The organism is Flectobacillus longus, assembly GCF_030056705.1.
GTDB classification, from domain to species: Bacteria; Bacteroidota; Bacteroidia; order Cytophagales; family Spirosomataceae; genus Flectobacillus; species Flectobacillus longus.
Genome location: NZ_JASHIC010000017.1, coordinates 159,484 through 170,799 on the forward strand (window position 1 = coordinate 159,484; position 11,316 = coordinate 170,799).

Here is an 11,316-nt window from a genome sequence, read left to right on the forward strand (position 1 = left end):
TGCCAACACTCATCTTTTCGCATTCTTCAGGTCTGACTATCTGGGCAAAGTATCACCGTGATATTTTGCCCAGATAGTCGGGGTATTGATATTAAGACTGTCAAAATTCGCGAAATTATGATTCAACGTACTTTCTAGCATTTTTATTCAAGACATCTGAGCAAGACTTCCATAAACCACGTTTTTTAGCGATATTTTAAGTTTAAGTGAGGTACTTGCCCACATCAACTATAAAAGTGTCTTAAATCGAAGATTTTAGGCCAAAATGGCTATGATTATCTAGTGACTCTACAGACTAAACAAAATAGGCTATATTTTAACCATAACTTTTAGAGTGTCGGCGCAAAGAGTTAAATTTCGCCCAGATATTCTAAATATAACTTTTGAAGTGTCGGCGCAAGAATTCTTATTTCACGCAAAGTAAAAGTTTTACAAAAAAAAGTGGATTCAAACTTTAAAAGTTTCCTCTATTTTTATCCAATTTTTTTTCTTCAAAAAACAATCAAAAAATTCTCACTTTTTACATTTGAGAGTATTTCTTTTATATTTCCTTAAGTATTTCCTAATATTTCCTCTCCCATAACTATTTGATTTTCAATATATTATATAGTATTAATATAACTTTTAGAGTGCTTAATATAACTTTTGAAGTGTCAAGTATAACTTTTAGAGTGTGTTAATATAACTTTTAGAGTGTGTTAATATAACTTTTGAAGTGTCAAGTATAACTTTTAGAGTGCCATTTGTTATATCGGAAAAATACAATTTTTAGAAACATTTATACACCCTGTAATGATACAATTTTGAATCTATTTTACTTGCATTAACAAAATATTCTTGTAATTTTGATACAAAATTGAATCACTATTTTTGATATATATAAATCTAGAAAGAATATGATGAGAGATTAACTATGAAGCAAGGCATTAAAAAGAGAACTACCCAAGAAAACAAAGAAATAGAAGCATTGGAGCGAATCTCCAGTAGTTCTTATATGGTGGTGTTAGGAAATCCATTGCTCAATGCAAGATTTGACCTAACAGCCTTTCAAATGAAAATTTTTCACTTTTTGGTTTTGAACACAGACCAGACCTCTTCTGGTTTTAAGGTGACCAAAGTGAAGGTTTCGGAAGTATCTCAGTTTCTAAAAACAAAGACTAGTGATTATCTCTATAACCTGCTAGAAAAGGAGTCACGGAAGTTGATGAAGAAAGAAATTTTCTTGGAAGATGAGCGAGGTTGGAAGGTGGCCAATATTTTAGCACAAATTGAGTATCACAAAAAAGAGGGAGCATTTAGTTTTTTGTTTCCACCAATGTTGGATGCTTATTTGTTGCAACTCAAAAAGAATTTTACCTATATCGACGTGCGCAACATCGTGTCGATGGACAGCGTTTATGCCATTCGGTTTTATGGTTTTTGTAAAGAATTTGAGCGTTTCGGAAAGTTTCAATTTACCGTAGAAGAAATGCGTAGGATGTTTAATCTCGAAAATAAATATGAGTTATACGGTTTGTTCAAGCAAAAAGTAGTTGTTAAAGCGCAAGATGAACTGATCAAAAACTCTGATTTGATTTTTGATTTTAATGAAATCAAAGAAGGTAAAAAAGTTGTAGCCTTACAATTTGTAATTCGGAAAAATCCTAATAAAACGCAAGCTCAGTTAGAAATAGAAACTAATCCAACAAATCAAGAAGCTGAAGATTCAAATTATGAAGTGGTGGAGTCGAATACCCAGCCTAATTTTGAGTCAAGTACATTGTTGAGACTTTCGGAAATTGTGCAGGCTTGGGGAATAGACACACCAACGTTACAAAACTGGCTTGAGCAATATCCTATTGAACAGGTTATTTTGGGTGTAGAGTATGTGCAGACGGAATTGGGAAAAGAACCCAAGAAAATCAAGAATATTCCTGCGTATCTCAAAACCATCGTTAGTTCATCTCAATTGGTAGAGCGCCAAAAGACCATAGAGGAAGAAAAGCGAGTGTTAAAAGCCGTACTGAAAAAGTCTGAAAATGAAAAACTTCAACTTGAACAACTTAAGCAACAGCAAGATGATTTTTTACATGAAGTGTACAAGCAAAAGAAAAAATTAGTGCTAGAATCACTTCAGCACAATCATCAATTGTATCAAAGAGTGTTGAATTCGCTTAATACTTCTGCTTTTTCTGCTATTTACTATGACAGCTATGTGTCGAAGGTAGGTACAGAAATCAGCCTTGATAGCTTTTTGTCCTACTTTAATGAAAACACAGGATTTGAAGCAATAGTCATTACGACGCTCGAACATTACAAAGATTTGAACCTATTTGAGGATGTAGTTAAACAATACGGCGCTCAAGCCAAAGCGCTAGGATTAAATTATTTCTAGAAAATCAACACATTATTTGAACTGAATATCAAGTTTACGAAACAATATTTATGAGAAGCAACCTGACTTTAGAGAAAATAGTCTCTTTTTTTCGCCATAACCCATCCCTTAGTGTCAATGGAGTTAATGACGAAGCAGGATTACCCAAACGCAAATTAGATTTAGTTTTCAATTCGAATGGTTCTCGAAAACTTAGCGAGGACGATTTAGCTAAATTAGAACCTATTTTACGCAAATATGGCTATAACGAATACCTCTATCAAAGTGCACGTGTGATTTCGATTGTGAATCACAAAGGGGGAGTTGGAAAAACCACTACGACAGCCTGTTTGGGTGAAACATTAGTCAGAAAGGGCTTCAGGGTATTATTAATCGATTTTGACCCACAAGGAAACTTGTCTCAAATTTTGGGCATAGAAAACCCTGAGTTGCAAATTGCAGATTGTCTATTTACTGATATCCCGTTACCTACAGTACAGATTTTAGAAAACCTTTGGTTGGCACCATCCGATATTACTTTGGCCGAAATTGAGGTGGATTTATTGTCAAAAGTGGGTGGAGATGTTCGATTAAAACATAAGATAGAGCCTCTACTTGAAGAATACGATTATATTTTGATTGATTGTCCTCCAAGTTTGAGTAAGTTGACAGTATCGGCACTGAATGCCTCCAATTCGACTCTAATCGCTATGCTTCCTGAGTCATCTTCGTTAAAAGGATTAAACTCATTGTTGAACCGTATTAGCGAAGTAAAGACCCATACCAATCGGGATTTGACTTTGGATGGAATTGTGTTTACTATGGTCAAAAAGAACACTGTTCATGATGGTTTCAAAGAAGCATTAAGAGCTAACATGGGGAGTGATTTTAGGGTGTTTAATACCGAAATTAGACACTTGATTGACTTCCAAAAATCTCAGGCGCTACAGGCTACTTTGGGAACATTGAATGCTTCGTCGGAGGCTTATAAATGCTATAAAGATTTTTGTGATGAATACGTTGAATATTTGCAAGTGATTAATAACTAACAAGGGGTATGAAAGGGATAGATTTTAAAAAACAGGTAGCTATTAATACTGCTAATACGCTCAAAAACAATAAGTTAATTTCATCTGAAAATGTAAAGAAAAACCTTTTGGTTTTACCAGAGCTTAAAGAGTTTATTCCGAGTTTAAGCGCCGAAGAGTATAAATCTTTAGAAGATAGTATTATAGCCAATGGTTGCCGAACGCCTCTATTGGTTTGGGATACAACTCAAGCAGTGATTAATCCAAGTCATCCTACGCCTAGCGAGCCTGCTTTTGTGTTGTTTGATGGACATCACCGTTATGATATCTGTCAGAAAAATAGGGTTGATTTTCAAATTGACTTAATGACTTTTCCTTCGATTGACGAAGTAAAAGATTTTATGATTGATTTTCAGGTAGGACGCCGAAATATGACTGTCGAACAGCTTTCTTATTTTAGAGGTCTGAAGTATCAACGTATGAAAAACCGCCAAGGTGGTTTGCGTGGCACCTACACCGATATTGTTGATACAGCATCTGTGTTAGCCGAGGAATTTAAAGTAAGCCCTGCCACCATTAAGCGTGATGCTGTTTTTGCGCAAGGAATTGACAAAATGCAAGGAGCTTTAAAACAGCAGGTTTTAGAAGGAAGCCAAAAAATTGAGAAAAAACTGATTCAACAATTGGCCAAAGCTACTGTAGAAAAACCTGTAGAATCACTAGAAGAACTTCAGGCAGTAGTCTCTAATAAATCCCTAGAAACCACCCAAGTCAGCTCTATTAAGCAAACAGAAGCATTGAAAAAAGTAAGTGCTAGCATGAAAAAAGCAAATGTAGCACACTTGAGTTTGATTGTAAGAGGTAGTTTTATTCTAGAAAATGGACTTGAAGCAGAATGGAGACATTTGAGAGAATTAGGTGAAGGCGTAATTATTGAGCCAGATTTTCAAGATGAAATATCTTTTCCTGAAGCAATAGCATTGGGTTTGATAAAATTGTGACAAAGTGAACAGGGGCAAAGAGATAGAGGTACAAAGTGAGTTTTATTCAATCACTTTGTGCCTCTATTACTTTTTTGGATTACTGGGTAAAATGCCCACTTTAAGCTCTAGGCTTTATGCTGTAGGCTAAAAATTGAAAAGTATTTCTTGTGGAATATGGAAGCTTTTCTGCATAATGCCTACGGCCTAAAGCCTAATAATGAAATATTATTTCTTCATAAAATCTTTATCTAAAAAGAAATATCTCGCCTCATTTTCAGAACGAACCGCCTTCGTATTGGCATTGATGATTAATACTTCGGGCTTTTCTTCGTTTTTGGCTGCTGGCCAGTTAGGTAATTTTTCTCCGTTTGGATTACCTGTTTTGATGAAATTTGCAAAATAGTTCATCATTGTTTCCGATACTTTATAATCGTCTTCTGTCCAAGCATATACTTTGTTGGTCGCTAAATTTCCCATAGCATATTCAATTTCAGCAGAGTGAACAGCACCTTTGGGCTTCGGTGCTTTTGGTGCATTTTTATCTTTTTTGATTACACCACCTGCTAAACCCGCTTCTAAATCGCTTTCGCGCATATCTGGACGAGGTTGCGCATAGTAGTAGCGATAAACAGGTTGTTCGCTATTTTTTCTATGTAAATCAAACCATTTCCAAGTACTAAAACCAATAAAACGGTCGCCAGCCAAATCTGTCGCAGATTGTTCTGTTACTTCTGGAGCTCCTGCTGGATATAGTTTTAAAACTTCATCAGCTTTGGTGCTGTATAATTCTTTTACACGTTGGCTATAGTTTTCATTATTCAGCTCTTTTCCAGCCATAAGAGCACGATAATTCATTTCTTCCGAATTCCAACCTAGCATCAATGGAACCATTGCTTGTTGTTTTGACTCAAAAATTTCGGTAAAAGTTTTTGGGAAAAAATAACCATCTAATGTAGTTCTGAAACCAGCATTTTGTGCTCTGTATTTTTGGTAAAGCTCAAAAGTAGATAGAGCTCTCAAATCTTTTAAGGATTTAGCACCCGCTTTTGTAGCAAAATCAACTCCTAGTTTTTCAGCATCAGCCAAAGGAGTTGCTGTTAATAATGACCCACTTTCGCCAATAGCTCCAGCAATAAGATTTTTGGATAGGGGAGAAGCCATTTGAGCACTTACCGACGCCGAACCAGCTGATTCGCCTGCGATAGTTACTCTTTTGGGATCGCCACCAAATTTGGCAATATTAGCTTGTACCCATTTCAAGGCTGCATTTTGATCTAATAAGCCATAGTTTCCAGAACCTTTGTATGGCGATTCTTTGCTCAGCTCAGGATGTGAGAAAAATCCGAAAATATTCAAACGATAATTAACAGTTACTGTTACAATTCCCTTTTTTGCCATATTTTCGCCATCATATCGATATTCGGAACCATCACCAGCAGCAAAACCACCTCCGTAGAAATATACCAAAACAGGTAATTTTTCGTCATTGGATTTGGCAGGTGACCATACATTTAGGTAAAGGCAGTCTTCGCTCATGCCATCACTGCGGAAACCCATGTCGCCAAATAAGGCAGGTTGCACGGCTCTTGGACCAAATTTCTTGGTTTGACGCACTCCCGACCATTTATCTGGTGCTTGTGGGGCTTTCCAACGAAGTTCGCCAACGGGAGGTTTGGCAAAAGGGATACCTTTGTAACTCTGAATGTTGTTGCGAACATCAAATTCGCCTTCAATGATTCCTTGTTCGACATTTATTTGAACAGGAAAAGCGTAAGCATTTTCGGCATGTTGTGCCATAGAGATACTGGATGCGCATAAGGCAATCACAGCAATGCTAGATTTGAGGATTTTCATTGGATATTGTTCTGAATGTTTTACTATTGTCTCATTCACTGACAATAGTAGTTTGAAAAACTAAATAATACAATTATTTCATAGATTTTTTTTATATTCGAGAATGGATAAAGTAAATATTACACAAGTAATCACAGCAAAGGAAGCAGGATATTTAGCACATATAGCTTATGATTCGGTTATTTTTGGTTTTGATGGAAAACAATTAAGGATTCTTATTTCGGAATACCACAATACCAAATTGTTTGCCCTCCCTGGGGGATTTGTAAAAATCAATGAGAGTCTCGATGACGCCGTTCGTCGTGGACTTCGAGAGCGTACAGGCTTAGACAATATCTATTTAGAGCAATTTCATGTTTTTGGTAGTCTTGAAAGATATATTCCTGAAGCAATGGAAATGATTATGAAAGGTGGGGGAAATAGGCCTGTAGATGATTGCTGGTTACTGGATAGATTTATTTCGGTAGGATATTACGCACTGATTAACTATGAAGGTGTAATTCCACAGCCAGATGAACTATCTGATAGCTGTTGCTGGTATAATATCGAGGAGCTCCCTGTACTTATGCAAGACCATGCTATGATTGTGGAGAAAGCGCTTGAGACTTTACGAGATAACTTGGACAAAAAACTGATTGGTATGAATCTTTTACCAGAAAGATTTACAATGAAAGAATTGCAAACTGTATATGAGTTGATATTGGGGCAAAAAATTAGACGTACTACTTTTCAACGCTCAATGCTAGCAAAAGGAATTTTGAATAGGCATGAAAAACAATTTACAGGTAAATCTCATAAGGCACCATTTCTTTATAGTTTCAAAAAAGATTCTTAAAACCTTAGAATGTAGATAGTTGAAGATGTATAAATTTTATTTATGACTTTGTTATAAAATATAAATAAAAATATATAAAATAGTTTTTCGACTTTTGTTCCGTCAAAGATAGGTTTATTAGGAACATGAAGTTCTCGATGAGAACAAATGCCTTAGAGTAATTCGTTAATATCGGGTTAGTAATTCTAATCTTCAATTGAAGTTAGAGAAAAAGGTGACTTAAGCAATTAGGTCACCTTATTTTTTTGTCAATAAACACCAACAGTGAGCATTTGTTATTTCATATAAGTTGGCATAAAAAAGATGCACTGTTTCGAGCCAAGCGGTCTAACAGTGCTTTTTACCAACAATTTAATATGAATATTTTTAGTTTCTCAATTCAAAATCAATCTAAAGTAACTAGTATTATTCAGTATACTCAATAGCATACGATCGATATAGTTTTTCAGTAAATATTTTGTTTAAAATTGTGTAGAACTACACTGAACAGGTTAATTAGAATCAATCGATAACGATAAAAACGCTATATTGCTAGTAAATTTGTATTAGTAAAATTGAGGAAAAAGGCTTGTCGAAATACTTTTCAGCACCAACAAGCCTTTAAATCAACTAACTCTATACAATGATTTTAATTATTATCTACCCCCTCTGCTTTTACCGCAAGCTCTTTCTCATCCGAAGCAGAGTTGGTAGTGTTTGTATGTGGCATTTTATAATTTTTTACATTTGCTAATTCAGCTGGACTTTTGCCATAATCAAGCAAGAGCTTTTTTTCTGTAGCTTCATTAGCAATTTTCTTGTAGTCTCTGTTTGTTTTTCCAACCATGACAAAAGCCGTATTATGATTTTTTTCAGCTTGCTTTTTTGCTGCCACAGCTTTGTTAGGATGTTTGTAATTGTGAGTACTATAACCAGGGTCGTTGACCCAACTATTTTGTGCTTTTGCCGCTAAGTTGACAGTTAAAACTAAAGCGATTGCATATATCCAAGTTTTCATGACGAGATTGTTTAATGGTTCTTTGTTTTTGTTTCTGTTACAAAGATGCAACCTCGACATTAGGACAACTTCAGACTCAGCTTAGAACGAAATTAGATTTTACTTTTAAACTTATACGGTAGGCATACCGTGAATGTTGTGCCCTGACTTTCAGATGATTCTACTTGAATTTGACCCTGATGCAGTTCAACGATTTTTTTGACTAATGATAAGCCTACACCATGACCAGGAGTGTTTCTGGCATTAGAACCTCGCTTGAATGGCTCAAAAATTTCTTGAATTTCTTTTTCAGAAATAGTTTTACCTGTGTTGTGAACAGAAACCTTTGCACCATTGTCTACACATTCAATTTTGACTGAAACAGTTTTATTATCTGAAAATTTTGCTCCATTTTCAATTAAATTAATGAGAGCTGTATAAAGCAATGCTTCATGAGCGTATAGCTCGGGCATCATATCCCTTTCTTGTTCAAGAAATAACAAAACCTCATATTCTGGTTTTTTTTCGGTTAGTTCTTGACGCACGCTCCATAGTAACTCAGTTAGATTGACTAAGTTATATTTGAGTGGAGTCTGATTAGAATCCATACTAGCAATATCTAAAAGACCGTTTGCCAATTTGTTGAGTTGTTGAACATCCTCCAAAACTGACTGTATCATTGCCTTTAATTCTTCAGGTGAATCATTTGCTAACAGAGATACCTGAATTTGTCCTGTAATAGCTGTTAAAGGCGTTCTTAATTCATGTGAGGCATGAGCCACAAATGATTTTTGTAGACGAAATGCTTTTTGCAAACGTTCCAACATTTGATTGAAACGCAAAGATAATTGAGCAATTTCATCAGTTCTATTTCCTTCATCCAATCGCAAATCCATATTCGAAGCCGTAATGGTATCGAGTTGTTTGATGATACGATTGATAGGTTGTAGCACTCTACCTGCAAAAAACCATCCTGCAAAAAATACCACTAAAGTTGTTAATAGACAGCCCGTGATAAGCATAATGGCAAGGTTTCGTTGCTTACTAAGGCCATAAATATCTACTGCCGACGAAAAAATTAATAGCTCTTTCTTACCAATATTGTATCTAAAACCAAAAATTTCACCTTGACCTACTTGCCAATATATTTCACCGTTTTGAATAACTTCATCTAGGCGTTTGGCAGGAATATCAAAGTAATCCGTACCACTTTCGTAGAGAATTTTTTTATTTTTATCAAAAATGACAACCTCTTCTTTATCGAGAACAGTCATTTGATTTTTGTCCAATAATTTTAATAACTGAGGACTCAATTTTTCATTTCCAAAAAGTGCTTCAGCAGAGGTAAGTCCCTCATGTTTAAGACGATTACTGAATATAGTTTGTCGGTGTAGTTCTTCTTCCCAATACAAAAAAGTAGAAAAAAGAACAAGCAAAGCCACCACAATACTACTAAACATCACGATGAGTCGAGTGCGAATAGTCATAGTTATTTTGCTTTTAGAACATACCCCATACCAACTACTGTGTGAATGAGCTTATTTTCGAAGCCTTTGTCTACTTTATTTCTGAGGTAGTTGATATATACCTCAATAAAATTAGTTCCTGTATCGAAATTGATATCCCAAACATTTTCGGCAATATCTACTTTTGATATTACACGACCACGGTTACGCATTAGGTATTCGAGTAGACTATATTCCTTGGCAGTAAGTTCAATCTGTCTGCCACCTCTAAAGGCTAGTTTTTGAGCAAGATCTAATTCCAAATCTGATACTTTCAGAATTTCGTTGGGAGATGTAGAAGAAGGGGTACTACGTTTGAGAAGTGCTTTTACTCTCACTAATAATTCCATGAAATCGAAAGGCTTTACGAGATAATCATCTGTTCCAACTTCGAATCCACTTAATTTGTCGGCCATACTTCCCAGTGCTGTTAGCATCAAGATGGGTACTTGAGTGTTGCTTTCGCGTATTTTGGCGCAAACCTCCAAACCACTCATACCGGGCAAACCGATGTCTAGAATAACTAAATCAAATGTATGTTTTGAAAAAGTGTTTATGGCTGTTTGACCATCTTCTGCAATTAATGCTTCAAAGGATTGGGTTTCAAGTCCTTTTTTGATGAAATTAGCTACCTTCTGCTCATCCTCTACAATCAAAATGTGCTGTTTCTCCATGATATAATTTTAAGTAGTAATTGGTTTTGTTTCGTCTGTCTGTTTTGATGGTTTGGTAAAAGATAAAAACCTTCAAATTTTCGATGCTAATAAGACTTAAACCTGTATTGTCAAAGAAGTTTAGGAATTAAGCCATGAGTTTTGAGACTATAACTGATGCATGAAAATATACTGATGGCTTAATTTCCTAAATCTTAATCCTAACCCTAATTACTTGATAACAAAATTACGACAGAGGCTTTAATACATTGGTATAAAGTGCATTAGAACGAGATTAGATTATTGGGTATCTTCTTTGCGTCTAGTTCGTTTTTTGGTAAAGCCCTGAACCTTAACACCTGCATGTGCTAAAATTTTGTAAAACGTTCGACGACTTCCAATCTTAAAGAACTTCATAATCTGAGTTGTAGAAAGCTTTTGAGCATCATAAAGCTCTTTTACGGCTGGTGCAATGTCTTGATATTTAGGTAGTAAACCTTTTGGGCGTCCACCCATACGTCCACGAGCACGAGCCGAAGCCAAACCTGCCTTAGTTCTTTGCACAATGATATTCCTTTCGTGTTCTGCTAAAGCACAGAAAATCTGAAAAACCAAAATACCACTTGGAGAGGTAGTATCAATAGGGTCATTGAGCGAAACAAGATTAATCTTACGCCTTTCTAATTCTGCTACTAAATCAATCAGATGTTTGGTTGAGCGACCCAATCGATCGAGTTTCCAGATGACAACAGTGTCACCTTCTCTAACAAATTTCATCATTTCTTCAAACTCAGGTTTATGAGCTTTCAGACCTGATACCTTGTCTGTGAAAATATTTTCACAACCATATTTTTTTAATGCGTCAATTTGCAGGTCGAGTGTTTGTTCTTGTGTACTTACACGTGCATAACCGATTTTCATATTGTATAAAGTATGTCGATAAAGCTCTGATTGAAAGTGTATAATCCTTCAATAGTAATTTATCCAATGAATTTTTGTTTGCTAAAGTTTTACGAAGTCAGATTTTTCTGGCTAAATCAGGCAAATCATTTTGGTAAATATAGTCAATTTCTTTTCTGAATACTCAGCTTTCCTTTTTTTGTCCTGAACATATATACACCTACGTTCA

General features: G+C 35.4%; 9 protein-coding genes. 4 read left to right on the top strand and 5 right to left on the bottom strand.

The window, feature by feature from the left end:
- Positions 1-913: 913 nt before the first annotated feature.
- From QM491_RS14285 to QM491_RS14295, 3 genes are read left to right on the top strand one after another with little or no spacing between them, the layout of a single operon-like run.
- Positions 914-2,374, top strand: a complete 1,461-nt coding sequence (locus QM491_RS14285) for a replication initiation protein (protein WP_283328165.1) — start codon at positions 914-916, stop codon at positions 2,372-2,374.
- 50 nt (positions 2,375-2,424) lie between these two features.
- Positions 2,425-3,402 (top strand): ParA family protein, encoded by a 978-nt coding sequence (locus QM491_RS14290; RefSeq protein WP_283328166.1) that lies wholly within the window; start codon positions 2,425-2,427, stop codon positions 3,400-3,402.
- 8 nt (positions 3,403-3,410) lie between these two features.
- Positions 3,411-4,382 carry a ParB N-terminal domain-containing protein gene (locus tag QM491_RS14295; protein WP_283328167.1) on the top strand — a complete coding sequence of 324 codons (972 nt, stop codon included), beginning with the start codon at positions 3,411-3,413 and terminating at the stop codon, positions 4,380-4,382.
- A 207-nt stretch (positions 4,383-4,589) separates the two neighbouring features.
- On the opposite strand, the gene QM491_RS14300 is transcribed toward QM491_RS14295, so the two are convergent.
- On the bottom strand, positions 4,590-6,218 hold the full coding sequence (locus QM491_RS14300; RefSeq protein WP_374761260.1) for a carboxylesterase/lipase family protein: 1,629 nt from the start codon (positions 6,216-6,218) through the stop codon (positions 4,590-4,592).
- A gap of 103 nt (positions 6,219-6,321) precedes the next feature.
- Here QM491_RS14300 and QM491_RS14305 point away from each other — a divergent pair, with 103 nt between their 5' ends.
- Positions 6,322-7,053, top strand: coding sequence for an NUDIX hydrolase (locus QM491_RS14305; protein ID WP_283328168.1), 732 nt, complete (start codon positions 6,322-6,324; stop codon positions 7,051-7,053).
- Between the two features lie 628 nt (positions 7,054-7,681).
- Here QM491_RS14305 and QM491_RS14310 read toward each other — a convergent pair.
- The 4 genes from QM491_RS14310 to QM491_RS14325 form a co-directional block, all read right to left on the bottom strand.
- Positions 7,682-8,050: a hypothetical protein gene (locus QM491_RS14310; RefSeq protein WP_283328169.1), complete on the bottom strand. Its 369-nt coding sequence runs from the start codon at positions 8,048-8,050 to the stop codon at positions 7,682-7,684.
- Between the two features lie 92 nt (positions 8,051-8,142).
- Complete coding sequence (locus QM491_RS14315) at positions 8,143-9,516, bottom strand: HAMP domain-containing sensor histidine kinase (RefSeq protein WP_283328170.1); 1,374 nt, start codon at positions 9,514-9,516, stop codon at positions 8,143-8,145.
- A 2-nt stretch (positions 9,517-9,518) separates the two neighbouring features.
- Positions 9,519-10,208: a response regulator gene (locus tag QM491_RS14320; RefSeq protein ID WP_283328171.1), complete on the bottom strand. Its 690-nt coding sequence runs from the start codon at positions 10,206-10,208 to the stop codon at positions 9,519-9,521.
- 279 nt (positions 10,209-10,487) lie between these two features.
- Positions 10,488-11,108 carry a recombinase family protein gene (locus tag QM491_RS14325; RefSeq protein ID WP_283328172.1) on the bottom strand — a complete coding sequence of 207 codons (621 nt, stop codon included), beginning with the start codon at positions 11,106-11,108 and terminating at the stop codon, positions 10,488-10,490.
- Positions 11,109-11,316: the final 208 nt, after the last annotated feature.

Bases quoted from the DNA above. Each gene is read 5' to 3' on its own strand.
- QM491_RS14285 (WP_283328165.1), top strand. From the start codon at position 914: ATGAAGCAAGGCATTAAAAAGAGAACTACCCAAGAAAACAAAGAAATA.
- QM491_RS14290 (WP_283328166.1), top strand. From the start codon at position 2,425: ATGAGAAGCAACCTGACTTTAGAGAAAATAGTCTCTTTTTTTCGCCAT.
- QM491_RS14315 (WP_283328170.1), bottom strand. From the start codon at position 9,516: ATGACTATTCGCACTCGACTCATCGTGATGTTTAGTAGTATTGTGGTG.
- QM491_RS14305 (WP_283328168.1), top strand. From the start codon at position 6,322: ATGGATAAAGTAAATATTACACAAGTAATCACAGCAAAGGAAGCAGGA.
- QM491_RS14300 (WP_374761260.1), bottom strand. From the start codon at position 6,218: ATGAAAATCCTCAAATCTAGCATTGCTGTGATTGCCTTATGCGCATCC.
- QM491_RS14320 (WP_283328171.1), bottom strand. From the start codon at position 10,208: ATGGAGAAACAGCACATTTTGATTGTAGAGGATGAGCAGAAGGTAGCT.
- QM491_RS14310 (WP_283328169.1), bottom strand. From the start codon at position 8,050: ATGAAAACTTGGATATATGCAATCGCTTTAGTTTTAACTGTCAACTTA.
- QM491_RS14295 (WP_283328167.1), top strand. From the start codon at position 3,411: ATGAAAGGGATAGATTTTAAAAAACAGGTAGCTATTAATACTGCTAAT.
- QM491_RS14325 (WP_283328172.1), bottom strand. From the start codon at position 11,108: ATGAAAATCGGTTATGCACGTGTAAGTACACAAGAACAAACACTCGAC.